The organism is Streptomyces sp. KM273126 (genome assembly GCF_004337435.2).
Taxonomy (GTDB): Bacteria; Actinomycetota; Actinomycetes; order Streptomycetales; family Streptomycetaceae; genus Streptomyces; species Streptomyces acidicola.
This window is the reverse complement of record NZ_SJXB02000001.1, coordinates 4874804-4899568: the sequence shown is the minus strand read 5'-3', so window position 1 is coordinate 4899568 and position 24765 is coordinate 4874804. Positions and strand designations below refer to the sequence as shown.

General features: G+C 70.7%; 22 protein-coding genes. 14 read left to right on the top strand and 8 right to left on the bottom strand.

Annotated features, from left to right (window positions below; translation table 11 throughout):
• Positions 1-107: 107 nt before the first annotated feature.
• Positions 108-1130, bottom strand: coding sequence for a GAF domain-containing protein (locus E0500_RS20930; RefSeq protein WP_131571465.1), 1023 nt, complete (start codon positions 1128-1130; stop codon positions 108-110).
• Between the two features lie 656 nt (positions 1131-1786).
• Here E0500_RS20930 and E0500_RS20925 point away from each other — a divergent pair.
• From E0500_RS20925 to E0500_RS20895, 7 genes are all read left to right on the top strand, one after another.
• Positions 1787-3721 (top strand): type I polyketide synthase, encoded by a 1935-nt coding sequence (locus E0500_RS20925; protein ID WP_131571462.1) that lies wholly within the window; start codon positions 1787-1789, stop codon positions 3719-3721.
• Positions 3718-5490, top strand: coding sequence for an amino acid adenylation domain-containing protein (locus tag E0500_RS20920; RefSeq protein WP_165935237.1), 1773 nt, complete (start codon positions 3718-3720; stop codon positions 5488-5490). The genes E0500_RS20925 and E0500_RS20920 overlap by 4 nt, the downstream gene beginning before the upstream one ends.
• An 89-nt stretch (positions 5491-5579) precedes the next feature.
• Positions 5580-6764, top strand: coding sequence for an NAD(P)/FAD-dependent oxidoreductase (locus E0500_RS20915; protein ID WP_131561624.1), 1185 nt, complete (start codon positions 5580-5582; stop codon positions 6762-6764).
• Between the two features lie 198 nt (positions 6765-6962).
• The gene (locus tag E0500_RS20910; protein WP_165934932.1) at positions 6963-9839 is read left to right on the top strand and encodes a nitrate- and nitrite sensing domain-containing protein; all 2877 of its coding nucleotides are present in this window, start codon (positions 6963-6965) and stop codon (positions 9837-9839) included.
• 96 nt (positions 9840-9935) lie between these two features.
• Complete coding sequence (locus tag E0500_RS20905; protein WP_131561620.1) at positions 9936-10364, top strand: roadblock/LC7 domain-containing protein; 429 nt, start codon at positions 9936-9938, stop codon at positions 10362-10364.
• Positions 10357-10731, top strand: coding sequence for a DUF742 domain-containing protein (locus E0500_RS20900; RefSeq protein ID WP_131561617.1), 375 nt, complete (start codon positions 10357-10359; stop codon positions 10729-10731). Before E0500_RS20905 ends, E0500_RS20900 begins: the two co-directional genes overlap by 8 nt.
• Positions 10712-11305: an ATP/GTP-binding protein gene (locus E0500_RS20895; protein ID WP_131561615.1), complete on the top strand. Its 594-nt coding sequence runs from the start codon at positions 10712-10714 to the stop codon at positions 11303-11305. Before E0500_RS20900 ends, E0500_RS20895 begins: the two co-directional genes overlap by 20 nt.
• A 6-nt stretch (positions 11306-11311) precedes the next feature.
• Here E0500_RS20895 and E0500_RS20890 read toward each other — a convergent pair whose 3' ends face one another.
• The 3 genes from E0500_RS20890 to E0500_RS20880 form a co-directional block, all read right to left on the bottom strand.
• Positions 11312-12205 carry an adenosine kinase gene (locus tag E0500_RS20890; protein WP_309505235.1) on the bottom strand — a complete coding sequence of 298 codons (894 nt, stop codon included), beginning with the start codon at positions 12203-12205 and terminating at the stop codon, positions 11312-11314.
• Between the two features lie 120 nt (positions 12206-12325).
• Positions 12326-12778, bottom strand: a complete 453-nt coding sequence (locus tag E0500_RS20885; protein ID WP_131561612.1) for a hypothetical protein — start codon at positions 12776-12778, stop codon at positions 12326-12328.
• On the bottom strand, positions 12756-13532 hold the full coding sequence (locus E0500_RS20880) for an anti-sigma regulatory factor (protein WP_258572879.1): 777 nt from the start codon (positions 13530-13532) through the stop codon (positions 12756-12758). The genes E0500_RS20885 and E0500_RS20880 overlap by 23 nt, the downstream gene beginning before the upstream one ends.
• Before the next feature lie 391 nt (positions 13533-13923).
• On the opposite strand from E0500_RS20880, the gene E0500_RS20875 reads away from it, so the two are divergent.
• The 3 genes from E0500_RS20875 to E0500_RS20865 all read left to right on the top strand — a co-directional run bounded on the left by E0500_RS20875 (position 13924) and on the right by E0500_RS20865 (position 15952).
• The gene (locus tag E0500_RS20875; protein WP_131561610.1) at positions 13924-14799 is read left to right on the top strand and encodes a helix-turn-helix transcriptional regulator; all 876 of its coding nucleotides are present in this window, start codon (positions 13924-13926) and stop codon (positions 14797-14799) included.
• Positions 14800-15060 (top strand): DUF397 domain-containing protein, encoded by a 261-nt coding sequence (locus E0500_RS20870; RefSeq protein WP_131561607.1) that lies wholly within the window; start codon positions 14800-14802, stop codon positions 15058-15060.
• 76 nt (positions 15061-15136) lie between these two features.
• Positions 15137-15952, top strand: coding sequence for an SAM-dependent methyltransferase (locus E0500_RS20865; RefSeq protein ID WP_131561605.1), 816 nt, complete (start codon positions 15137-15139; stop codon positions 15950-15952).
• A gap of 150 nt (positions 15953-16102) precedes the next feature.
• Here the strand turns inward: E0500_RS20865 and E0500_RS20860 are convergent, their stop codons facing one another.
• Complete coding sequence (locus E0500_RS20860; protein ID WP_131561602.1) at positions 16103-17062, bottom strand: ABC transporter substrate-binding protein; 960 nt, start codon at positions 17060-17062, stop codon at positions 16103-16105.
• A gap of 345 nt (positions 17063-17407) precedes the next feature.
• On the opposite strand from E0500_RS20860, the gene E0500_RS20855 reads away from it, so the two are divergent.
• The 4 genes from E0500_RS20855 (at position 17408) to E0500_RS20840 (ending at position 21812) form a co-directional block, all read left to right on the top strand.
• Positions 17408-20239, top strand: coding sequence for an ATP-binding protein (locus E0500_RS20855; protein ID WP_131561600.1), 2832 nt, complete (start codon positions 17408-17410; stop codon positions 20237-20239).
• A complete protein-coding gene (locus E0500_RS20850; protein WP_131561598.1) occupies positions 20236-20712 on the top strand; it encodes a roadblock/LC7 domain-containing protein in 477 nt (158 codons plus the stop codon). Before E0500_RS20855 ends, E0500_RS20850 begins: the two co-directional genes overlap by 4 nt.
• Before the next feature lie 70 nt (positions 20713-20782).
• Positions 20783-21223 carry a DUF742 domain-containing protein gene (locus tag E0500_RS20845; protein WP_131561596.1) on the top strand — a complete coding sequence of 147 codons (441 nt, stop codon included), beginning with the start codon at positions 20783-20785 and terminating at the stop codon, positions 21221-21223.
• A complete protein-coding gene (locus E0500_RS20840) occupies positions 21210-21812 on the top strand; it encodes an ATP/GTP-binding protein (RefSeq protein ID WP_131561594.1) in 603 nt (200 codons plus the stop codon). The genes E0500_RS20845 and E0500_RS20840 overlap by 14 nt, the downstream gene beginning before the upstream one ends.
• Before the next feature lie 73 nt (positions 21813-21885).
• On the opposite strand, the gene E0500_RS20835 is transcribed toward E0500_RS20840, so the two are convergent.
• From E0500_RS20835 to E0500_RS20825, 3 genes are read right to left on the bottom strand one after another with little or no spacing between them, the layout of a single operon-like run.
• A complete protein-coding gene (locus E0500_RS20835; protein ID WP_131561592.1) occupies positions 21886-22554 on the bottom strand; it encodes an ABC transporter permease in 669 nt (222 codons plus the stop codon).
• Entirely contained in the window at positions 22551-23258 is a 708-nt protein-coding gene (locus E0500_RS20830) for an ABC transporter permease (protein WP_131561591.1), read from the bottom strand. Before E0500_RS20830 ends, E0500_RS20835 begins: the two co-directional genes overlap by 4 nt.
• On the bottom strand, positions 23255-24418 hold the full coding sequence (locus tag E0500_RS20825; protein WP_165934931.1) for an ABC transporter ATP-binding protein: 1164 nt from the start codon (positions 24416-24418) through the stop codon (positions 23255-23257). Before E0500_RS20825 ends, E0500_RS20830 begins: the two co-directional genes overlap by 4 nt.
• Positions 24419-24765 lie beyond the last annotated feature (347 nt).

Genomic DNA, 24765 nt, shown 5'->3' with positions numbered 1-24765 from the left:
ACCTGAATCAGCCAAGCGGACCCGGTGAAGCCCGGGCCGACAACCCGGGGGAGCGACCGGCCACGACACACCCGCAGGCCACTTCACCTGACCTTGCCCGGAGCCGCTCAGCCGGGGAACGCTCCCGCGATCCCGCTCGTGCCGAGGCGCTCGAAGCGTTCCTGGACGTTGGCCGCGAACGCCTGCTGCTCGCTGCCGGAGTAGGCCTGACCGGTGATGTTCATGGCCACGGTCAGAACACCGCTGATGGGAGCGCCCGGCGAGGTGCGCACCGGGGTGCACAGGAAACTGAACTCCTGTGGCTGCGGGTAGTCGTACGTGGCGATCTGGGCGCGGCCGAGCGTGGCGGGCCGGCCGCCGTGGAAGGCGTCGTCCATCGCGTTGAAGACCCCGATGGACTCCAGGCCCGGCAGTGCCATCCTGCCCGGGCTGAACTGCGGGACCATGCCGAAGGCCTGGCCCTGCTTGCCGTTGGCGTACCGCAGCAGATGGTTCGGGCCCTCGGTGAGCATGATCGGGAAGGGGGCGCCGTCGAAGACCGCGAAGAGTTCCTGCTGCTGGGCGAGCAGGCTGTCGCGCAGCTTGAAGTCGGCGAGCAGGGTCTCGGTGAGCTCCTGCATGTGCTCCCGTATTCGGCGGTCCCAGGCCCGGGGCTTGAAGTCGGCGACACACACGGTGCCGAGCACCATGCCGGTGTTGTCGCGCAGCGGGGTGCCCAGGTACGAGCGCACGCCCAGGTCGTTGACCAGGGCGTTTCCCTTGAAGCGCGGGTAGTCGAAGACGTCGTCCAGGGCGAGCTGGGACCCCTGGGCCACCACGTGCGGGCAGAAGCCGTAGTCGCCGGGTGCCTCTCGGGAGAGGTTGCTCAGGTCGAAGGGGATGGCTCCGTGGTCGGGGTCCGCCTTGTCGTCGGGCGAGGAGGTCGGCACATACATGCCGCGGAACATCTGCCGCTCGTCGTTGATGAAGTTCACCATGGCCAGCGGGGACTGGGTGAAGCTTGCCGCGAGCCGGGCGACACGGTCGAAGGTGGCTTCCGCGTCGACGTTGTTGAGGCCGAGAACCTGCAGTCGCAGCTTGCGCTGATCACCCGCGAGGCGCGTCTGCTCGGATGTGGTCAGGGGATCCATGAGGTCAGATGAAAGCAGAATATACGACTCCGCGGATCACCCCACCCCTTAAATTCCGTCCCACTTGGCTCATCATCAACACCTGGACGGCCGGGGCGACGTGACCTCAGGACCCCGCTTGAGCACCTGAGGGCCCCTCCGGTCCGGCCACCTCGTGCGCATGCCCAATCTCAGAGTCTGTCCAACTATTTACAGGTTTCAACCTCGGGCGATCACTTCCCGCCAATCCTTGGGCGGGAAACGGGCGGAAACGATTTCGCGTACGACAATCGTGCGGTGGGCCGATTTTCGACGATCGCCTGTGCGGCGCGCTGGGGAGAGAGGGCTTGAGTCGGTGGGGCAAGTGCGGTTCGGTACGCGGGCACCACGACGCGAGTGTGGGCGGGAACACCCTGGCGTCCTGGACGGTTTCACGCCAAGATCCACTGTGCGCACAGCACCACGGTGCACTATCCGGATCGGTCGGCCGCCGTTCCGGTTAGGCGCAAGCCACGCACCTAGCCGCACGGCGGTGACCCCGGTCGACGAGGTCCGGGAACTCGCCTCACACTCGTAACCCGTTCCCATCCGCCCGCAGCCGGGGACCCCGGTGGTGAAGCGGACGTCAAGCGCGCCATCACACACGCTCATCGACGAAGCAGTGAAGGAGAGTTCCGTTGAAGAGGTCGGACGTGGACTCACGGTCCGTGGCAGTGGTCGGTATGGCCTGCCGACTCCCCGGCGCATCCGGGGCCGATGAACTGTGGGCCCTGCTGCGCAGCGGTAGCGACGTCACGAGTGAAACCCCACCGGAACGTTACGATGTCGACGCTCTGTTCGATCCCCATCCCGGCCCCGGCAAGCTCGCCAGCCGACGCGCCGGGTACGTGGATGCCGCCGGCTTCGACGCCGAGTTCTTCGGGCTGTCCGGAGCGGAGGCGGTCGAGCTCGACCCCCAGCAGCGGCTGCTGCTGATGACCGCGTGGGAAGCGCTGGAGGACGCGGGCCAGCGGCCCGACCAGCTGGCCGGCAGTCGAACCGGGGTGTTCGTGGGCAACGCACGGGCGGACTATCTGGAGCTGGCGCTCCGGCAGGGCCCGGAGGCGGTGACCGCCGCCCACCTCCACAACTTCCGCTCACTGCTGGCCGCCCGACTGTCCCACTTCTACGACCTTCGCGGGCCCAGCGTCGTCGTGGACACGGCGTGCTCATCGTCGCTGACCGCCGTTCACCAGGCGGTGCAGAGCCTGCGGGCCAGGGAGACTCCCCTCGCCCTGGTGGCCGGGGTGAACATCAAAATACGCCCCGATGAAGGTCTGGTGATGACCGCGGCCGGGGGCATGTCCGCCGACGGGCGCAGCCGGTTCGGGGACGCGGCAGCCGACGGGCACGCGCCGAGCGACGCGGTCGGTGTCGTCGTACTGAAGCCGCTCACGGCCGCCCTCGCCGACGGGGACCGCATCCGCGCCGTCATCCAGGGCAGCGCCGTCGGCAACGACGGCCGCACCAGCGACTCGGTGCTCAACTCCTCGCTCACCGGGCAGCTGGAGGTGCTGCGCTGGGCGTACGAGGACGCCGCACTGGACCCGGCCGAGGTGGACTACGTGGAGGCGCACGGCTCCGGCTCCCCCTCCTTCGACCCGCTGGAACTCACCGCGCTGGGCCAGGTGCTGGGCCGGGGGCGGCCCACCAACCGGCCGCTCCTGGTGGGATCGGTGAAGACCAACATCGGGCACGCGGAGGCCGCCGGCGGTCTGGCCGGGCTGATCAAGACGGTGCTGTGCCTGGAGCACGGGAAGGTGCCGGCCAGCCTCCACCTGAGCACCCCGAACCCCAAGGTCCCCTGGGACAGGCTGCCGCTGGCGATACCCGGCGCCCTGTGCAAGCTGCCTGACCGGGGCCGGCCGGCCGTCGCGGGCGTCTCCGCACAGGGCTCCTCGGCGCTCAACGCGCATGTGGTCCTGCGCCAGGCCGACGCCCCCAAGTCCCGCGTGAGGGACGCAAAGCCGGGCAAACCATACGTACTCCCGCTCTCCGCCCGTACGCCCGCGGCCCTCGACGCCCTGGCCCGCAGGTACGCCGAGCACCTCTCCCCCACCGGACCCGGCTGGGCCCACTCGGTGCGGGACATCTGTTTCAGCGCGGCCACCCGCCGCCAGCACCACGAGCACCGGATGGCCGTCGTCGGCGCCACCCACGAGGAACTGGTCGCCGCGCTCACCGGGATGCCGGGCGCGGGCGGCGAGTCCGAGCTCGCCGCCCAGTACCGCAGGGGCGAGCACGTGGACTGGAACAAGGAGTTCAAGAGGGGCGGCAACTACGTGCCGCTCCCCCTGTATCCCTGGCAGACAAAGCGGTACTGGCAGGGCGAGGGGACCACCGCCGACGACAGCGACCTGACCTCATGGGTGCTGCGCGAGCACGCCCGCACCGGTTTCGACGACGGTTCCACCCTCACCGAGATCGGCATCGACTCCCTCGCGAAGCTGCGCATCGTCGTCGAGCTGACGAAACGGTCCAACCACGAGGTCGACCCCGAGGAGTTCGGCCGGCTGCGCACGGTCGGCGAACTACGCGAATGGACCCGGGCTCTGGAGGCCGCGGCGCGATGACTGATCCGCAGATCCGGACCCCCGAGGACGACCACGCGGCGAGCGAGCCGCGGTCCCCGGGAGCAGTCGGCAGGGGCACGGGGGTTGCTTCACGGACAGCGGACGGGGTGCCCGCGGACGCGGTGCTCACCCCACAGCACAGAGCCGGGACGAGCGCGGCCGACGCCGGCGCGCCGGACCCGGCGAGAGCCACGGCCCGCGGCAGCGGGATCCCGGAGGTCACTCCACTGACCTCCGGCACCGGGACGGTGAGCCACCCGGTGACCCTCTACGACTGGTTCGCCCGGTCCGCCGACGAGTTCGGGGACTCGGTGGTCGCTCTGGAGGTCGACGGCGAGGAGCTCACCTACGCACGGCTGCGGGACCTCGCGGAGCGGATCGCGGGGCGGCTGGTCGCGGCGGGGGCCGGTGTCCCGCCGCGGCGGGTCGGGCTGATGGCGAGCCGGTCGGTGGTCTCGTACGCGGGCTACCTGGCGATCCTGCGGGCGGGCGCGACCGTCGTCGTGCTCAACCCGGAGCATCCGGCGGGGCGGACCGCCGACATCGCACGGGCGGCGGAGCTGGACCTCGTCCTCACGGACACGCCCGGAAACGATCCAGCCATTCCTCAACTCGTCCTGGTGCCAAGTGAGTTGGGCGATCTGGTCGCCGAGGCCAAACCCGACATCGAGTACCCACGGGTCACTCCGGACGATCTCGCGTACATCATCTTCACGTCCGGCTCGACCGGTGCACCGAAGGGTGTGCCGATCACTCACCGCAACATCTCGGCCAATCTCAGTCATGTGGCGTCCCGTTACGACATCGGGCCGGGCAGCCGCCTCTCACAGGCCTTCGAGCTCACCTTCGACGGCTCGGTGCACGACCTGTTCGTCGCCTGGGCGGGTGGGGGAACGCTGGTGGTGCCGGCGCGCAGCCAGCTCCTGTCCCCGGTGAAGACCATCAACGCCCTGCGGCTCACCCACTGGTTCTCCGTGCCGTCCCTCATCGCCTTCGCCTCCCGGCTGGGCACCCTGAAGCCGGGCAGCATGCCGACGCTGCGGTGGAGCATCTTCGGCGGCGAACCCCTCACGCTGGCGGCGGCCCGCGAGTGGCGGGAGGCCGCACCGGACAGCGCCCTCGAAGTGCTGTACGGCCCGACCGAGCTGACCATCTCCTGCACGGGCTACCGCTTCCCCGCCGACCCCGCCGACTGGCCCGAGACTCCCAACGGCACGGCACCGATCGGCAGCTGCTTCCCGACGCTGGACTTCCTGCTGCTGGACGAGGACGGCAAGCCCTCCGACGACGGCGAGCTGTGCATGCGCGGTCCGCAGCGGTTCCCCGGCTACCTCGACGCGGCGAACAACCCCGGCCGCTTCGTCGAGCTCGACGCGACGGGCCGACCGGCCGAGGGGCACTGGTACCGCACCGGGGACCATGTGGCCCTCAAGGACGGCCTGCTGATCCACCTCGGGCGCACCGACCAGCAGGTGAAGATCCGCGGCCACCGGATCGAGCTCGGGGAGATCGAGGCGATGCTGCGCGAACAGGACGGCGTGCGGGACGCGATCGTGCTCGCTGTTCCCGCGCCCGACGGCGAGCCGGAACTGGAGGCCGTGGTCAGCGGTCCCGGCTGCGACCCCGACGCCCTGTTCGCGGGACTGCGTGACCGGCTGCCGCCGTACATGCTGCCCCGCCGGATCTCCGTCCTCGACCTGCTGCCGCTCAACCCCAACGGCAAGATCGACCGACGGGCCCTGATCACGGAACTCTCCCGCTCCCGCTGAACCCCGTCCCCGCCACACCCCCCACAACCTCCCTCCATCCCCCACCCCTCCCCAACCGCTCAACTCAATACCGCAAGTGAGGCACCCACATGTTCGACGCCATCGTGGTCGGGGCGCGCTGCGCCGGGGCCCCGACCGCCATGCTGCTGGCCCGTGCGGGACACCGGGTCCTCCTGCTCGACAAGGGGGCCTTCGGCTCCGACACCCTCTCCACCCATCTCATCCACCAGCCGGGCATCGCGACCCTCGCCCGCTGGAACCTGCTCGACACCCTGCGCGCCACCGGCTGCCCGCCCCTGGACCGGGTGTCGTACGAGGTGGCGGACATACGGCTCGAAGGATGCGCCCGGGGTGTCGAGGGCCAGCGCGCCGCGTACGCCCCCCGGCGCCATGTCCTGGACGCCGTCCTGGTCGAGGCCGCGATCGCGGCCGGCGCCGAGTACCGCGAGAAGTGCCAGGTGACCGGTCTGCTGTACGACGACACGGGGCGCGTCGTCGGTGTCGAGGGCAGGCACGGCGGGCAGCCCTTCAGCGAGCGCGCCCACCTCGTCGTCGGCGCCGACGGCATGCGCTCCACGGTCGCCGGCCTCGTCGAGGCGCCGTATACGGTCGAGGATCCCCGGCTGACCTGTGCGTACTACACGTACTTCACGGGCGTACCGGCCACCTTGGAGCTGCACGAACGGGCCGGGGCCTGGGTGGCGGCGGTGGCCACCCACGACGACGCGACCCTGCTCCTCGCGTACTTCCCGCAGTCCCGCTTCGACGAGGTCCGCGCGGACGCGTACGGCGCCTATCTGGAGCAGATCCGCACCACCGCACCCGGACTGTACGAGCGCCTGGACGGCAGGGAACCGGTCGAGCGGCTGCGTGGCACGGGCGACCAGCGGAACTACTTCCGGCAGGCGTCCGGTCCCGGCTGGGTGCTGATCGGCGACTCCGGTCATCACAAAGACTCCATCACCGCACGCGGAATCAGCGATGCGTTCATACAAGTGGAATCTTTTGTGAAACATGCAGGTCCTGTACTGGGAAGCAATCCGGAACGGCTCGATGCCGCGCTGGACGAGTACGCCAAGGACCGCGACAACACCCTCACGGCGGGCTACGAGGCCACGCTGGGGGTCGCTCAACTGGATCCGCACGAGCAGCGGTTGTCGCTGTTGAGGGCGGTGCAGCAGGACGCCGAACTCACATCGATCTACTTCGACACGGTGGCCGGAATCGGTTCGGCCGGCGCACTGTACACCCCAAAACTTCTAGCACTTTTGTGATTTCCGTCAACTGGTGTGAATGCCCCGGAAGTTGTGGTCGGGCGGATGCTGACGGTGAGCCGATGGCCTGGTACGGTTCACCCGGCCGCTGACATATGCCCAGCCCTTGTCAAGGCGGCACGCGCGGGGGATCTCGGGCACTGCGCACCAAACGCCCCGACCGTTCAACCAGTGTTTCGCTGTCGTACGAGGAATCAGATGCCAGGCACCCGGGACCGGCGGACACGTCACAGGTCCGCCTCTCGCAAGAATCTCCGGTTCTCGTTCGTCGTGCCGTTCGTCGTGCCCGCAGTCCTCGCCACTGGTGTGTGGGGCTACACGGCGGTCGGACTCGTCGACGAGCAGATGCAGCTGCGGGCCGAGACGGACCGAGCGTCCGCCGTCGCCGGTCCCGCACAGGAGCTCATCAACCGGCTCCAGGAGGAGCGCCGTCTCACCGCCATGTGGCAGGCGAGCCGCAGCGACGACGCCCGCACGGAGCTGGACGAGGCGCGCGAGAAGACGGACGCCGCCGTCGCCTCCTACCTCACGAAGTCCTCCTCCGGGCTGGACACCCCGGCGTTGACGAGCGCGGGCAAGAAGCTCGGCGAGGCGCTGGACAACCTGGTCGAGCGGCGGAAGGCGCTCGACGAGCGCCGCCTGGGCGGCACCGCCGCCTTCCAGTACTTCACCGGCGCCATCACCAACGGCACCGATGTGATCGCCGCGGCCCTGGACAGCGACGACGTGTCCCTCGCCCAGGCGGGCACCGCCACGACGGCTGTCATCCGGCTGACGGAGATGCTCTCGCGCGAGGACGCGCTGATCTCCGGCGCGCTGCCCTCACGGCAGATGAGCGAGACGGTCCGCGCCCAGTTCCTGCAGTACCAGGCGGTCCAGCGGGAGTTGCGGGCCGCGCTGACCGCCCGTGACCTGCCCGCCGGCGGGGCCACCTCCTTCGGGGAGATCACCGACAGCCGCCAGTGGACGTCGATCGGTGCCGTCGAGGACGCCGTCACGGGCGCCCGCGGCACGGACCTGCCCCAGCCGGCGCCGTCGTGGCCGGACGCCGCCGGGACCGTGGTCGGCGACCTGCAGACGCTGGGCGCCGACTCCGTGCGCGGCGTGGGCGACTCCGCCTCCGACCGCGCCGGGGACCTGCTGATCGGCGTGCTCCTGGGCACCGCGGCCACACTGGCCGCGCTCGTCGCCGGCGCGCTGCTGGCGCTGCGCGGCCACCGCTCCTCCATGGACCGGCTGACCGAACTCCAGCAGAAGACCGAGGAACTGTCCGGTGTCTGGCTGCCGCAGCTGCTGGCCCGCATCGAGCGCGGCGAGCGCATCGAGCCGCAGCCGGTCGCCCCCCAGGCCCACCACTCCGCCGACGAGATCGAGCGGCTCGGCGCGGCCATCGACCACCTCGGCCGTGTCGCCGCCGACACCGCCGTACGGCAGAGCCTCGGCCGCGAGGGCACCGAGAAGGTCTTCGCGCAGCTCATCCGTCGCACGCAGATCCTCATCCACCGCCTCATCTCTCTCCTGGACGACCTGGAGCGCAAGCACGAGGACTCCGACCTGCTGAAGGACATCTTCAAGGTCGACCACCTCGCCACCCGCGTCCGGCGGCACGCGGAGAACCTGGTGATCCTCTCCGGCGCCCCGCCGAGCCGCCGGATGACCGCGCCCGTCTCCATCACCGACGTGATGCGCAGCGCCGTCGCGGAGACCGAGGCGTACACCCGGGTCAAGGTGAAGAACCTTCCCGCGGACCGGCGTCTGGCCCTGACCGGCCGGGCCGTCGCCGACGTGACCCACCTGCTCGCCGAGCTCATCGAGAACGGCACGAGCTTCTCCCCGCCGGAAACGCAGGTGTTCCTCAGCGCGACGAAGGTGGCCAAGGGCCTCGCGGTGCACGTCGAGGACCACGGCCTCGGCATGCCGGACGACATGCGCGAGCAGGCCAACGAGTTGCTCGCGCACCCGCCCAAGCTGGACATGACGGCGCTGGGCGAGGACCCGCGCCTCGGTCACTTCGTGGTGGCCCGGCTCGCCGAGCGGCACAAAATCAAGGTCGAGCTGCGCGAGTCGGTGTACGGCGGCACGCTCGTCGTCATGCTGCTGCCCTCGGAGCTGCTGGAAGAGATCGACTCGCCGGTCCTGGACCAGCTGAAGTCGGCGGCCGCGACGGTGAACCAGGTGCAGGCGCCGAGCGAACGCCCCGGCATCGGCGGGTCCGGCGCGGCGGACACCGACATGCCTCCGGCGGTGGCCGAGACCGCGCTCGCCGGGGTGGGCGCCGGTGCCGGGTCCGGCGGCGCGGGCGACGTGATCGCCGGATCGGCGGTCGTCTCCGCCTCCGCCGGTGACGTGCTGACGCACACGCGGATGCCGGACTACAGCGGATTCCCCGACTACGGCGGTGCGGGTCTGCTGCCCCCCTCGTCGGGCAACGGGGCGTCCGGCGAGTCCGGTCCGACGGCATGGGCCGCCCCGCAGGAACACCCCGTGCACCACGCCGAGCCCGGCCACGGTCATCCCGGGGACTGGAGCGTACGGTCCGGTGCGGAGTCCACGGCCGGAGCGGGAATCGGTGCCGGTGCGGGGCTCAGCGGTGGAGCGGGACTCAGCGGCGGAGCAGGGCTCACCGGTGGTCCGGGACTCAGCGGCGGAGCAGGGCTCAGCGCGGGTGCGGGCACGGGAGTCGGCGCCACGTCGATGTCCCGTGGTACGGGTATCGACGCCGGTGCCAGGGCCTCGGCCCGCGGTGCCGACGCGAGGCCGGGCGGCGAGCCCCACAGGTCCGCCCCCACCCGTGGCTCGGCCCCGGCACCCGCTGCGAACCCGGCGCAGGACACCGGCCCGCTGACCACTCCCACGATCCTGCCGCAGCGCACCCGGGGAGCCAGCCTCGCCCAGCAGCTGCGCAAGGAGGCGGTCCACCAGCCCGGGAGCGACAGTGGAGAGGCCGGACTCTCACCCGATGCGTCGGCCCGCGCCATGATCGCCATACAGCAGGGCCTGAAGCGGGCCCGGATCTCCGACGACACCGACGACCGGGAGGCACCACGGCCACCGCGCGACCCCGGCGCCCACTGACGGGCGCCACAAGCGCCCCCACGACTTGGCGCTCTCCCCGACGCGCCACCTGACCGGCGCACCCAGGCGCCAACTAACTGTGAGGAACATTCAGGAATGACTGAGCAGGTACACTCCGGTCCCCAGCTGGACTGGCTCCTGGACGGGCTGGTGGAGCGGATACCGGAGATCCGTTGCGCCGTCGTACTGTCCGGGGACGGCCTCCTCATCGGCAAGTCGAGGGACATCCGCCGCGACGACGCGGAGCACCTTTCCGCGGTCGGCTCGGGCATGCACAGCCTCGCCCGGGGGGTGGCACGCCACTTCCACGGCGGAGAGGTCCAGCAGACGGTCATCCAGATGGATCGGGCGTTCCTCTTCGTCACCGCGGCCGGCCAGGGCGCGCGGCTCGCCGCCATCGCTTCCGAGGAGGTCGACGTCGGGATGATGGCCTTCGAGATGGGCACGCTGGTCAAGCAGGTGGGCAAGTACCTGTCCGCCGCGCCACGCGTGGAGGCCCCGGCCGGTTACGTGCGGGATGCGTGAGCCCCGTTGGCTCGACGATGAGCAGGCCGGGCGCCATGTCCGTCCGTACGCCATCACCGGCGGTCGGACGCGCCACAGCCAACACAACTTCACCCTCATCACGCTCGTCGTCTCACGGCATGACCACGAGTGGGACCACGACCACTTGGAACCGGAGTCCATGGCGATCCTGGCACTGTGCCGGGATCGCGCGGTGGCGGTGGCCGAGATCGCCGGCCAGCTGGACCTGCCGGTGAGCGTGGTGAAGGTGCTCTGTGGAGACCTCCTCAACGGCGAGCTGATCATTGTCCAGTCCCCGCCCGCGCTGAGCGAGCAGCCGAGCGTGGAACTCATCGAAAGGGTGATGGATGGTATCCGTCGGCTCTGAGAAGGTCATGCCGACCGCATTGAAGATCCTCATCGCGGGCGGATTCGGCGTGGGCAAGACCACCATGGTGGGCTCGGTCAGCGAGGTCGCGCCGCTGGAGACCGAGGAGCGGATCACCGCGGCGAGTGTCGGCGTGGACGACCTGGCGGGCGTGGAGAAGAAGGTCTCCACGACGGTCGCCATGGACTTCGGACGGATCACCATCTCCCCCGAGCTGGTGCTCTACCTGTTCGGCACGCCCGGCCAGGACCGCTTCTGGTTCATGTGGGACGACCTGTCCACCGGCGCCCTGGGGGCCGTGGTCCTGGCGGACACCCGCCGTCTGGACGCGTCCTTCGCCTCGATCGACTTCTTCGAGGCCCGGGACATCCCGTTCGCCGTGGGTGTCAACTGTTTCGACGGCCGCCGTGAGGCCAGCGCCGATCAGGTCCGCCAGGCCCTCGACCTGGATCCCTCCACCCCGGTCGTCCTCTGTGACGTCCGCGAACGGGGCTCAGCCAAGGCGGTCCTCCTCGCGGTCCTGGAGGCCGCCCGGGCCCAGGCGGCGGCCCGGCTGGCGACGACCGGCCACTGACACCTGTCAGGTCGGCGACTCCCCGGCTCTGGCGAGGAGTTCGTCCCGCCTGATGGGGTCGGTCAGGGTGGCCGGGACGGTGCAGGCGTGGGCGCCGGCGATGGCGCCGTAGAGGCCGCGCCTCTCCGGGGACTCACCGGAGAGGTGGCCGAAGAGATAGCCCGCGGCGAAGGCGTCACCGGCGCCGTTGGAGTCGATGATGCGGGCCTCGGGTGTGACGGCGGGAATGTGGGTCAGCTCGCCGTCGACGAGTTGGAACGCCCCGTCGGCGCCGGCCGTGGCGACCACCACCCGGGCGCGACCGCGGGCGGCGATCCCCCGCATGGTCCTCTCCGGGTCCTTCAGCGCGGCGACCGACACGAAGACGAGGTCCGCCGCGAGAGCGAAGGGCTCGTGGTACGGGTTGACGCCGTCCCAGTCGTGCAGGTCGGTCGAGATCGTCACGCCCGTTTCCCGGAGCAGCGGCAGGGCGTGGGCGCACGGGTGCGAGAGGGACACATGGACGTGACGGGCGGCCGTGGCGAGGGCCCGCACGGTGTCCTCCGGCAGCCGGTCCGCGTCCCGGGTGCGGGTGCTGTCGTACAGGGAGAGCCGCCGTCCGTCCGGGGCGACCAGGTTCACCGCGCGTCTGGTGCCGCTGGGCAGGGGCACGGCGGTGAGCGGGATTCCCCGCTCACGGTGCAACGCGCGGACCAGGTCGCCCTCGTGGTCGTCGCCGATCATGTCGAGGTGGTGTGTCCCGAGGCCCAGCGCGTGCACGCCGGCCGCCAGGAAGTCGCCGGTCTGGCCCGCCCGGGTCTCGATCGTGGGCACCATGTAGCTGTCGGCGAACGGGAGCGGCAGCTCGGGGACGTACACGATCGTGTCGACCCCGGCTCCGCCGAGGACGAGGACGTCGATGCCGTCCGCGCCCTCGGGGGTCCCGTGTTCCGCGCCGTCCGCCCCGGCTCCGCTGCCGCCCAAGCTCCCCGCTCCCCCGCCGTGCTCCTCGATCACGGGCCAAGGGTACGGCGGGGACGGTCAGTTCGGGGAGCCCGGAGACCAGTGCGGTGTGCTGCCGGTGAGTCGGCAGACGGCGACGTACAGCGGAATGGGCGGAGTGTAGGGCCAGTCGCCGTCGGGGCCGTGGATCAGGCGCGGGCCGCCGGGCCGGAAGCTCGGCCGGGTGTGTGTCCCGGGCGGGTGGGCCACGCGGGCGCCGATGGCGTAGCGGGTCCCGGCCGGCCAGGTGACGTCGATGTGGGAGCCGGAGGGGACGATCCACCACCACAGCTCGTCGTCGGCGAAGACGCAGCCCACCCGGGGCAGAGTCGCCATGATCCGCTCGCCGTGTTCCCGGGAGGTCCCCACCGCGTCGTAGCCCAGGGTGGTGGAGAGCCCCACGGGCAGGGCCAGTCGTGCGGGCCGGGGATCACGCGGACGGGGTACGGAGGGGGTGTGCGGCCACAGGTCAGGGGAATGCTGGAGTTCCATGCGGCAGGTGCCCTTCGGCCGAGCGGGGGACGGGCCGGGTGACGTGGGAGGACGTGACCGCCGGTCGGCGGGCCGCCGGGAGGGGCACGGCCGCCGTCAGCGGTGGCGCGCTGCCGTCGGGCGGTGCTGTCACGCCCTTCGTCACCGGACGCGCCGTGCTCGACGGCGCCTCGGACCCGCGTATCGGCGACGCGGCCTCCCACACCGGGGACCGGGTCTCCCGCACGGGCGAGTCGACGGCTGCCGGGGCCGGCTCGGCCGGCCGCCAGGCGAGTTCGGCCCAGACGACGCTTCCCGAACCGTGGGCGCTCGCGCCGGCCCCCCAGTCGCTGGAGAGCGCGCAGACCAGCATGAGGCCGCGCCCGTTCTGGTCGTCGCTGTCCGGCTGCCGTTGCTCCGGCAGCGTCGCGTCGCGGTTCTGGTCCTCGACCTCGACGCGCAGCCGTCCGCCGCCGAGGTTCAGACGGCACACGACACGGTCGCTCCTCGTGTGCGTGAACGCGTTGGTGACGAGTTCGGAGATCACCAGGACGGCGTCGTCGCACAGTTCGGGCGCCGCGCCCCACGCGTCCAGCACCTCCCGCACGATCTCCCGGGCCTGCCGCACCGAGGCGGGTGTCGCGGGCAGGCCGAACACCTCGGATCTGCGGGGGTGTTCGGGCATGCGGGAGTACACGGGCTCGGGCGACCGGCCATGCGCCCGGTCGTCGTCCCATGACTGGTCGCCGTCCCACGACGGGGGTTCGCCAGGCAATCGGTCCAAAGGCTGGGGGAGGGAGGGCGGAGCCATCGCCGTTCGCCTTTCGTCTGACTGCACACCTGAGCCGGTGCCGGTGCCGCACCACGGGACGGTGTCCGTTCCGCACCGTCCCCTACCGGTCGGGCTTCACCACGAGATCCGCCGTGACGTGCGGAAACTCGCTGCCGAAAACTCCGTGTCGCAGCCCCATCTCCCCCAACGGAACTACTGGGTCTCCTCGTTCACCGGTCGTGGACGGTATGACCACTGTGACACCTGCCAACATCGGCTCGCAACCGCCAAGTTGAAATTTGCATTTTGTAGGGTGCATGCTTCCCCTCGTCCATTGGTGATCGTGACAGAGTGCGACATCGCTGCCCGGCGTGTACGCGTGAGGGGTGACGGCGTGACCGCGGAAACCGACTGGGGCGGTGCCCCCTCCGTGCTGCGGATGATCCTCGGCAGGCAACTGGAGGAGCTGCGCACCCGTGCCGGTCTGACGTTCGAGCAGGCGGGCGAGGCGATCGGCGTCAGCCACTCCACGATCCGCCGGCTGGAGGCCGCCAAGGTCGCCCGGCTGCGGCTCCCGGACGTCGAGAAGCTGCTCCAGGTGTACGGCGTCCGGGACCAGCAGGAGATCGACACCTTCCTGAAGTCGGTCCGTGAGGCCAACAAGCGCGGCTGGTGGCACACGTACCGTGATGTCCTGCCGGACTGGTTCGCGGCGTACCTGAACCTGGAGCAGGCGGCCCTCCACATCCGCGCGTACGAGGCGGAGTTCGTGCACGGGCTGCTGCAGACCGAGGCGTACGCACGCGCCCTGCTGAGCGCCGGCAACCCGCACGCTTCCCCCGAGGCCACCGACCGCCGGGTGGCGCTGCGCATGCGACGCCAGGAACTGCTCACCCGACCGATGCCCCCGCGCGTGTGGATCGTCATGGACGAAACGGTCCTGCGCTGGCCGGTCGGGGGCTCCCGGGTGATGCGGGAACAGGTGGACCACCTGATCGAGCTCAACCGGCTGCCGCATGTGACCCTGCAGATCATGCCGTTCAGCAACGGCCCGCATCCCGCCATGCGGGCCGGCGCGTTCCATCTCTTCCGGTTCAGGGCGCCCGAACTGCCCGACATCGTGTACCTCAACGGGCTGGTCGGCGCTGTGTACCTCGACAAGCCGGACGATGTCGTGGTCTACCGGGAGGCCCTGGACCGGTTGGGCGCCCAGTCGGCGCCCGCCGGAAAGACCGAGGCCGTCCTCGGTGCCCTACGCAAGGAGCTCTGAATGCACCACCACACCCACCACTGCACACCCGACCCCGTACGCAACGGAATGCCCTCCCGTGACCTCGGCACGCAGGGCTGGTCCAAGCCCTGGAGCGACGACGTCGGCGGCGCCTGCGTGGAGGCGAAGAAGCTCACCGACGGCCGCGTCGCCCTCCGCCAGTCCACCGACCCCGACGGCCCCGCCCTGGTCTTCACCCCGCACGAGATGTACAGCTTCCTGACCGGCGTGAAGGCGGGTGACGCCGACTTCCTCCTCTGATCCCCCTTTTTGTTAACCCCTTTGTTTTTACTGAGTGTTCAACTCTGAACCACGACTTCGAAGAGGAGGGACCGCGTTGTCCGACAACGGATGGCCGGCCGACAGGATCGACACCGAGAACGCCCACTCGGCGCGTATCTACGACTACATCCTCGGCGGCAAGGACTTCTACCCCGCCGACCAGGAGGCGGGCGACGCCATGGCGCAGGAGTGGCCGGCCCTGCCGGTCCACATGCGTGCCAACCGCGACTGGATGAACCGCGCCGTGCGCTGGCTCGCCGAGGAGGCGGGCATGCGCCAGTTCCTCGACATCGGCACGGGCATCCCCACCTCACCCAACCTCCACGAGATCGTCCAGTCGGTGGCGCCCGAGTCCCGGGTCGTCTACGTGGACAACGACCCGATCGTCCTCACCCTGTCCCAGGGTCTGCTCTCCAGCACGCCCGAGGGGAAGACGGCGTACATCGAGGCCGACTTCCAGGACCCGGAGGCCGTCCTCAACTCCCCCGAGTTCCGGGAGACCCTCGACCTGGGCAAGCCGGTCGCGCTGACCGTGATCGCGATCGTCCACTTCGTCCTGGACGAAGACGACGCGGTCGGCATCGTGCGCCGCCTCCTGGAGCCCCTCCCCTCCGGCAGCTACCTCGCGATGACGATCGGCACCGCCGAGTTCGCGCCGGAGGAGGTGGGCCGCGTCGCCCGCGAGTACGCCGCCCGCAACATGCCGATGCGGCTGCGCACGATCGACGAGGCCCACGAGTTCTTCGAGGGCCTCGAACTGGCCGAGCCGGGCATCGTCCAGGTCCACAAGTGGCACCCGGACGGCACGGGCGAGCAGGACATCCGGGACGAGGACATCGCGATGTACGGAGCGGTGGCACGCAAGCCGTAGCGCGCGGCACATCCATCCGGCCCCGGTGCGCTTGTCGCGCCGGGGCCGAGCCGTCCACGTCGAGCCCGGTGCTGTGTGCTGCGTCGCGCGGGCGGCCCTGGAGTCCAGGACCGCCCGCGCCGCCGTTCGTACGTCGATGCAGCCCGTACGTCAGTCCAGGCCGGCCGACTTCAGCCAGGCCTTGGCGACGTCCAGCGGGTCCTTGTTCTCCAGCTGCACCTGGGAGTCCAGGTCGAGCAGCGTCTTGGTGTTCAGCTTCGCCGAGACGGCGTTGAGCGCGTCGACGCCCTCCTGGGAGAGGCCGGACTTGTGGACCAGCGGGGTCACGTTGGCGAACCCGAAGAGGTTCTTCGGGTCCTGCAGGACCACGAACTTCTCCTTGATGATGGTCGGGTCCGTGGTGAAGAGGTCCGCGGCCTGCACGGTGTTCTTCTTCAGCGCCGCCTGGGTCAGCGGACCGCCCGCGTCGAGCGCCTTGAAGGACTTGAACTCCAGGCCGTACTCCGCCTTCAGCCCCACCAGGCCCTGGTGGCGGGTCTGGAACTCGGGCGAGCCGCCGATGACCAGGTCGGGGGCGGCGTCCTTGAGGTCCGCGAGGGTGGACTCGGGGTTGAGGCCGTACTTCTTCGCGGTCTCGGCGTTGACCGTGACGGAGTCCTTGTCCTCGGCGGGCGACGACTCCAGCAGCGTCAGCTTCGAGTCGAGCTTGGCCTGTACGGCGGCGTTCACGGCCTCGGCCGACTTCTGCTCGGCCTTCTTGTCCAGGTATGCCAGCAGCGAGCCGTTGTACTCGGGCAGGACCGTGACGGAGCCGTTCTTCAGCAGACCGTAAGTGGTCTCGCGGCTGCCGATGTTCGGCTTGTACGTGACCTTGATGCCCTTGGCCTTCAGGGCCTCGCCGTAGATGTCGGCGAGCAGGATGCTCTCGGTGAAGTTGTTGGAGCCGACGACGACGGTGTCGCCGGACGCCTTGCTGTCGAGCGGGTTGTCCGCCTGGTCGTCGGAGGAGCCGCACCCTGCCAGCAGGGCCGTGGTGGCGGCGAGCGCGACGGCGGCGGCGGCACCTGGGTGCCTGCGGATGGACCTGCGGCTGGGAGCGGTAGAAGTCACGATTCCGTTCCGGACTGGGAGGGTGAGGGACTCTTACGGGATGGTCTTGTCCTGATCCAATCCACCCGGATCCAGATGCGTCAAGAGCAACCAGATCACCGATTCGCTTCGACTCTTACCCAATTGTGATCAATGGCGAGCCTGTTGAGACGCTAGTCTCACCTCGGCCGACAGCGGGGCAAGTTGAGCGGACGACGATGTCGGAGTCACCTTGCACCCCCTCTGCGATGTCCGTTCCCTTTCTGGCTGTATGCTCCCGTTCCGCTTCGACGAACGGCCAAATCCGGTCAAGAAACGGTCACGTAAGGCTTTCGTGCGCCATGTAACGCCCACTAAGGAGGCCTGGTGTCCACGAACGAGGCGGGCACGCCCTCGCCCGAGCTCCCGGCACCGCGGAACCGCACACGCGGTGTCCTCGGCATCCGCGGTTTCGCCGACCGGTGGCCGTTCCGGCGCAAGCTCAACATCCTCGTCGGCGTACCGCTCGCCGTGGTCGCCGTACTGCTCGCATACCTCATCACCGACCAGGTGGGACAGGCCCGTGACGCGGACGCCGCGGCCCAGCTCGTCCGTGACAGCGTGCAGGTGGCGGTGCTCGTCGACCGCGTGGAGGTCGAGCACCAGCAGGCCATCCTGCTCTCCGTGCGCCACGAGGCCGTCCAGAGCGACGCCGGGCCCTCGCCGGCCTCGTACCGCAAGGCCCAGGCAGACCTGGACGCCCAGGTGCAGAAGGTGCGCGACACCTTCGGCGACCGGCTCCCGGACACGGAGGCACAGGCCCTGAGGGAGATCGACGGGCTGGACGACCTGCGCCGCACCATCGAGTCGGGCTACACCCCGGCCGACAACATCGACCCGGCGTACATCAGCGCCACCAAGAGCGTCATCGACGGTCTCGGCCTCGAACACAACGCCGCCCTCGCGGCCTCCTTCACCGGCAACCTGCTCGACTCCCTGCTGCACGCCGACGCCTCCCACAGCGCCTTCGAGACCAGCGTCTTCTCCGCCCGGACCGGTGACAGCAACGCGCTGATCGAGTTCATCAACGCGGTCAGCTTCGACGAGCAGTACGCCTTCCAGGCCGACCGCTTCAGGCGGTTCGCCACCGAGGCCCAGAGCGACGAGCTGAGCGGGATCAGGTACAACCCCTCGCAGGCCACCATCCTCCAGCACTACGCGGAGCTGCAGATCGAGCCCGGCGAGCTGCAGGCCGAGTCCCCCGCCGAGATCCGCCGGGCGTTCGGCGCGGCGCTGGACTCGTACCCCGTCTACCGCGAACAGGCCGAGAACCGGCTGAAGATCACCACCTCGCTCATCGGCCAGATCGCCGACGGCGCCGACCACGTCTCCGAGGCCTCGTACGAACGGGCCATCGGGCTGCTGGGGCTCGCGCTGCTCGGCTTCGTCGGCTGGCTCGCCTTCTCGGTGGCGGTCCGCCGCTCGGTGGTCATGCCGGTGCAGGCCCTGACCGGGGCCGCCCGCGAGGTGGCCGATGTCGCCGGACGCGAACTGGCCCGCGTGGCCGACGACGACGCCGAGGACGCGGGACCGCCGCGGCTGCGCGAGATGCCGGTCACGGCGCGCGACGAGATCGGCGAACTCGCCGGGGCGTTCAACCGCGTACAGACCACCGCGGCCGCGCTGCTGGAGCGACAGGTGCTCAGCCGGCGCAACGTGGCCGAGATGTTCGGCAATGTGGGACGCCGCGTCAGCAACCTGACGACGCGTCAGCTCTCGCTGATCGACGCGGTCGAACGCGGCGAGACCGACCCGGCCCTGCTCGAACGCCTCTACTCCATCGACCACATCGCCGTCCGGCTGCGCCGCAACGCGGACAGCCTGATGCTCCTCGCCGGCATCCGCGAGACCGTACTGGACTCCGGGCCCGCCTCCCTCACCGACGTCGTCCGCGCCGCGCTCGGCCAGATCGAGGGCTTCCAGCGGGTACGGCTCACCGCCCGGACCCAGGTCATGGTCGAGCCGGACATCATCGGCGACCTGACCTTGATGGTGGCCGAACTCCTGGAGAACGCCGTCTCCTTCTCGCCCGCCGACAGCCACGTCGAGGTGGGCGTCAGCAGTACCGCCGAGGGTGCGCTGATCGAGGTCGCCGACCACGGCCTCGGTATGAGCCCCGAGCGCCTCGCCGAGGAGAACGCCCGGCTGGTACGCCGTGAGCGCCTCGACCTGGCGCCGACGAAGGTCCTCGGCCTGTTCGTGGTGGGTACGCTGGCGCGCCGCTGGGGTATCGAGGTCACCCTGGCCCGCACGGTGGGCGGCGGCCTGACCGCCCTGGTGACCGTCCCGACGTCACTGCTGCTGACGATGAGCCCGGTGGGAGTGGAGGCCGCGGGCGCCTCCGGCGGTTCGGGGACGGCCGACGAGGGTGTCGGTGGCAGCTCGGCGACGGCCGGTGCGGGGGCCTCCGGGATCTCGCCAGCAGTCGGTACGGGCGCCGCCGCGACATCGGTAAAGGCCAGTACGGGGGCCTCCGGGACCTCGGGAACGGCCGGTGCGGGCGCCACCGGGGCATCGGTAACAGTCGATACGGGGGCCGTCGCGACATCGGTAAAGGCCAGTGCGGGCGCCACCGCGACATCGGTAACGGTCGCGGCGATGAGTAGCGGTGCGGACGGCGGCGCAGGAGCCGCCGCCCAGGGCTCCCCCGAGCCCTCCGCACCCTCCGGGCCGCTGCCCTCCACCGTCGTCCCGGCCGGTGCCGCCGACGCCGGTCGCCCCGCCGCGCTCCCTCACCGGGTCCCCCGCCGCACCACGGAGCCTGCCGACGGACAGCCGTCCCGGCCCGCCCAGGAGCTGTCCGCAGGTGCCCCGTTCGTCCCCGGCCCCCGGAACGGCGACGCCACCTCGGCTCCCCGGGATGCGGCGAAGGAGGCTCCCAGTGGCTCCGCCCGGCCCCTGCGCCGCCGTGTCCGGGGCGCCACCCTCCGTACGGCGGACACCTCGGGGCACGCGGCGCGTCAGGCGGCACGCCCGGCCGACGCCGACGCCGTCCGGTCACAGATCGAGGAGTTCGAGGCCGCCGTCGAGCGTGCGCACCGCGACTCGGCGACAGCCACCGACGCGGACACGGGCCCCGCAGGCACCACCGCACACGACCAGCCCAGCCGGGATCGCCGGCACCACCAGCACGACCTCCCGGAAGGAGCGGAGCAGTGAGTACGTCGACAGGTGACACTCAAGCAGGAGGGGCCGAGCCGGCCGACCTCCAGGCCGCCGCGGCTGACTTCACCTGGCTCCTGAACCGGTTCGCCACCGAGACCGCCGGCGTGGTCGACGCCATCGCCGTGTCCTCCGACGGGCTGCTCATCGCCGTGTCGCAGAAGCGCGAGCACGCCGACTCCGAGCGCCTGGCCGCGATCGTGTCCGGCATCACCAGCCTGGCCGCCGGCGCCTCCGGCAACTACGGCCTGGGCGGCCTGAACAAGGTCATCATCGACCTGGAGGGCGGCCATGTGCTGGTCTCCGCGATCGGCAGCGGTGCCGTGCTCGGTGTGGTCACCGACAAGGAGGCCAAGCTGGGCAACATCGCCTACGAGATGACGCTGTTCGCCAACCGTGCCGGTGCCGCGCTCAGCCCCCAGCTCGTCCTCGAACTGAAGAACAACGTCGGGGGCGCGGCGACGCGCTGACCGTTCGCCGCCCGGTCGCGGGAGTCGTGGGAATCGCAGCAGCAGGAGTCGCAGGAGGAGGGAGACACCCATGGCGGACGGCCAGGACCCGGCCGACGCGGACGGCTTCACGGGCCCGGACGGTGCTCCCGTCGGCGCGGCCTCCGCCGTACGGCCGTTCCTGCTCACCCAGGGCCGCGTGGCGGGGTACGCCTCCGGCAGCGCGATCCCCGTCGAGACCCAGGTCGTCGCCACCACCGCGGGGATCGACGCACTCGACCGGCTCACCCTGGAGCGGCACGACATCATCGCCGCCTGCCGGTTGCCGCAGTCCGTCGCGGAGATCGCGGCCAAGCTCCGGCTGCACCTGAACGTCGTCCGCGTCCTGGCCGAGGACCTGCGCGCCGAGGGGCAGTTGACGGTGCACGTGCCGCGCCCCGGCGCCGCCCGCGACGCCTCCGTTCTGCGAAAGATCATCGATGGTCTCCGCGCCATCCCCGACTCCCGAGGGGTACTCCGTGACTCCGACTGAACCGGCCATCCGCCCCGCCGCGGTGCCGACGGCCGCCGTACGACCACCGCTGCCGGTCAAACTGGTGGTGGCGGGCGGCTTCGGCGTGGGCAAGACCACCACCGTCGGCTCGATCTCCGAGATCGAGCCGCTGACCACCGAGGCGGCCATCACCGAGGTCGCCGCGGGCGTGGACGACCTGACCCACACCCCCCGCAAGTCCACGACCACGGTCGCCATGGACTTCGGCTGCCTCACCATCGACCCGACGCTGAAGCTGTATCTGTTCGGTACGCCGGGACAGGACCGGTTCGGCTTCATGTGGGACGACCTCGTCGAGGGCGCGGTCGGCGCGCTCGTCATCGTCGACACCCGGCGCCTGGACGACTGCTACGCGGCCGTGGACTACTTCGAGCACAAGGAGATCCCGTTCGCGGTGGCGGCCAACGCCTTCGACGGCACGGTGGAGCACACCCTGGACGAGGTCCGCTGGGCGCTCGATGTCGCCGAAGAGGTCCCGGTCGTCGTGTTCGACGCCCGCGAGCGCGGCTCGGTGCGCGACGCGCTGCTCGTCGTCCTCGAACTCGCGCTGGCCCGCACGGAGACGTGACGACGCGCGCGGGCCCGGACGGACCGGTGGATCCGTCCGGGCCCGCGCGCACGACGGATCGGGCCGCCGGCCGTCAGGCGCTCCTGCGCACCCCCCGCGACACCGCTACCCGCGACACCGCCCAGAACACCGCGAGCGTCGCCAGCGCCAGCAGGGCCGTCAGCGTGGCGCCGCCGACCACCTTCTCGTAGTCACGCTGGTAGAGGCCGTCCACGATGTACCGGCCGAGCCCGCCGAAACTGACGTACGCGGCGATGGTGGCCGTGGAGACGATCTGGATGGCGGCCGAGCGCAAGCCCCCCAGGATCAGCGGCAGCGCCTCGGGCAGTTCGACCTGGAACAGCACCCTGCTCTCCGGCATGCCCATGCCCCGGGCCGCGTCGACGGGTGAGGGGTCGACCGAGCGCACGGCCTCGTACGTGGTCACGAGGATGGGCGGCACGGCGAGCACGACGAGCGGGATCATCACGGGCAGCATGCCGAGCCCGATCAGCACGAACAGCAGTACCAGCAGACCGAAGCTGGGCAGGGCGCGGGCGGCCGTGGCGATGAACGCGAGCGTGTTGCCGCCGCGGCCGGTGTGCCCGGTGACCAGCCCGACGGGGAGCCCGATCGCGGCGGCGATCACGAGGGCGAGCAGCGAGTACTGGATGTGCTCCCACATCCGGGTGGGGATGCCGTCGTAACCGTGCCAGTGGGCGCTGTCGCTGAAGAAGGCGTTGACGAAGTTCAGGACGTTCACCGGGCCGTGTCCTTAAGCGCGAGAGCGGCCGGGCCGGGCTGCTCGGCCTTCGGTTTCGTGGGCGTGCGCCGCGGCATCCACGGCGTCAGCAGGACGCGTACGAGCACCAGCAGGGCGTCCACCAGGATGGCCAGGACCGCGGTGGTGACCACGGAGGTCACCGCGAGCTCGGGTCGGTGGTACAGCATCGAGGCCCCGAGCAGGTTGCCGAGGGCGCCCTGGTTGCCGATGAGGCTGCCGACGCTGACGAGGGAGATGCTGGACACGGTCGCCACCCGCAGTCCCGCGATGATGGCGGGCACGGCGATCGGCAACTGCACCTGGACGTACCGGCGTACCGGCCCGAAACCCATGGCGGTGGCCGCGGCGAGCGTCTCCTGCGGCACCGAGCGGACCGCGTCCACGACGGCGGGGACGAGCACCACCAGGCTGTACAGGGTCAGCGGGATCATCACGGTGAGCTCGCTCAGACCGGTGTAGTCGATGAGGACGACGAAGAAGGCCAGCGACGGGATCGCGTAGATCACGGTCGTCACCCACAGCACGGGCGGATACAGCCAGCGCAGCCTGACGCACAGCTGGGCGAGCGGCAGGGCGAGGACCAGTCCGGCCAGCACCGGCAGCAGGGCTTCCCGCAGATGCAGCCCGATCAGCCCGAAGTAGCTGTTCTGGAGGTCGCTCGGGATGTCGAAGAAACCGCTCATCCCGCGACGTCCGCCTTCCGGCCCTCGGCGTCCGCCTTCCGACCCGCGACGTCCGCCTTCCGGCCGGCGGCGTGGGCGCCGCGGATGGCCTCGCCGATCGTCTCCTGGGAGACGACACCGACGACCCGCCCGGTGCCGTCCACGGCGACGGCCCAGCCGGTCGGCGACAGCACGGCACAGTCCAGCGCCACCCGCAGGGAGTCCTGGCCGGCGACGAACGGCCGCCCGTACGGCAGGAGTTCCTCCGCTGCCGCACCCGGCAGGCTGCCCGGCTCGCTCCAGCCGAGCGGCTTGCCGTCGCCGTCGGTGACGAGGAGGTACGGAGCCCCGGACGCCTCACGGGCGGCGGTCTGCTCTGCGGTGGCGCCGACCGCGACGACGGGCCCGGTGAGCAGGTCCAGGCCCTCGGAGGGGAAGAACGACAGCCGCCGGATGCCCCGGTCGGCGCCGAGGAAGTCCTCGACGAACGCGTCGGCCGGAGCGCTCAGCAGCTCGGCGGGCTCGGCGAACTGCGCGAGCCGGCCGCCGGCGCGCATCACCGCGACCTTGGTGCCCAGCCGGATCGCCTCGTCGATGTCATGGGTGACGAAGATGATGGTCTTGCCCAGCTCGCCCTGGATCCGCAGGAGTTCCTCCTGCAGTCCCTTGCGGACCACGGGGTCGACCGCCGAGAACGGCTCGTCCATCAGCAGCACCGGCGGATCCGCGGCCAGCGCGCGGGCCACGCCGACGCGCTGCTGCTGACCGCCCGACAGCTGGTACGGGTACCGCTTGGCGAGCGAGGCGTCGAGCCCCACCCGCTCCATCAGCTCCTCCGCCCGGGCCCTCGCCCTCTGCTTGCTCCAGCCCAGCAGCCGGGGCACGGTCGCGATGTTGTCGGCGATGGTGCGGTGCTGGAAGAGGCCGGCGTTCTGGATGACGTACCCCATGGACCGGCGCAGGGTGTTGACCGGCTGCTTCTGGACGTCCACACCGTCGACGAGGATCGTGCCCTCGCTCGGCTCGACCATCCGGTTGATCATCCGCAGGGTCGTCGTCTTCCCGCAGCCCGAGGGTCCGACGAGGACGGTGATCGTGCGGTCCGGTATCTCCAGCGACAGTCCGTCGACCGCCACCGTGCCGTCCGGATACCGCTTGGTGACTGAATCCATCCGTATCAAAACGCCGGACACCCTTCGGATTTGGGGAGGCGACTGCTGCGGGTGGGGCTCGGTCGAACAGCCGTTTGCGGGACGAGTCTAAACGGCCGATGTTTACGCGCCTTTGACGGGAGTGTGGCGCGATGTGTGCGGGTGACCAGAGCTGCCAGTCAGCGGTGAGACCGCGGTGGAGCCGGGTCCTGAGACGACGCCAGGGTTGAGAGGATGCGGTCGACGGTCGGCGGGCCGCGCGCCTGGAGGCCGCTGATGTGATCCTGCTCCGTTTGCAGGCGCGGCGATGTTGTCCGGAGACGGGCAACACCTGTCGGACATGGGGTAACACCGGCCGGACGCGGAACGGCTGCAAC

Bases quoted from the DNA above. Each gene is read 5' to 3' on its own strand.
- E0500_RS20930 (WP_131571465.1), bottom strand. From the start codon at position 1,130: ATGGATCCCCTGACCACATCCGAGCAGACGCGCCTCGCGGGTGATCAG.
- E0500_RS20920 (WP_165935237.1), top strand. From the start codon at position 3,718: ATGACTGATCCGCAGATCCGGACCCCCGAGGACGACCACGCGGCGAGC.
- E0500_RS20915 (WP_131561624.1), top strand. From the start codon at position 5,580: ATGTTCGACGCCATCGTGGTCGGGGCGCGCTGCGCCGGGGCCCCGACC.
- E0500_RS20910 (WP_165934932.1), top strand. From the start codon at position 6,963: ATGCCAGGCACCCGGGACCGGCGGACACGTCACAGGTCCGCCTCTCGC.
- E0500_RS20905 (WP_131561620.1), top strand. From the start codon at position 9,936: ATGACTGAGCAGGTACACTCCGGTCCCCAGCTGGACTGGCTCCTGGAC.
- E0500_RS20900 (WP_131561617.1), top strand. From the start codon at position 10,357: ATGCGTGAGCCCCGTTGGCTCGACGATGAGCAGGCCGGGCGCCATGTC.
- E0500_RS20895 (WP_131561615.1), top strand. From the start codon at position 10,712: ATGGTATCCGTCGGCTCTGAGAAGGTCATGCCGACCGCATTGAAGATC.
- E0500_RS20885 (WP_131561612.1), bottom strand. From the start codon at position 12,778: ATGGAACTCCAGCATTCCCCTGACCTGTGGCCGCACACCCCCTCCGTA.
- E0500_RS20870 (WP_131561607.1), top strand. From the start codon at position 14,800: ATGCACCACCACACCCACCACTGCACACCCGACCCCGTACGCAACGGA.
- E0500_RS20845 (WP_131561596.1), top strand. From the start codon at position 20,783: ATGGCGGACGGCCAGGACCCGGCCGACGCGGACGGCTTCACGGGCCCG.
- E0500_RS20830 (WP_131561591.1), bottom strand. From the start codon at position 23,258: ATGAGCGGTTTCTTCGACATCCCGAGCGACCTCCAGAACAGCTACTTC.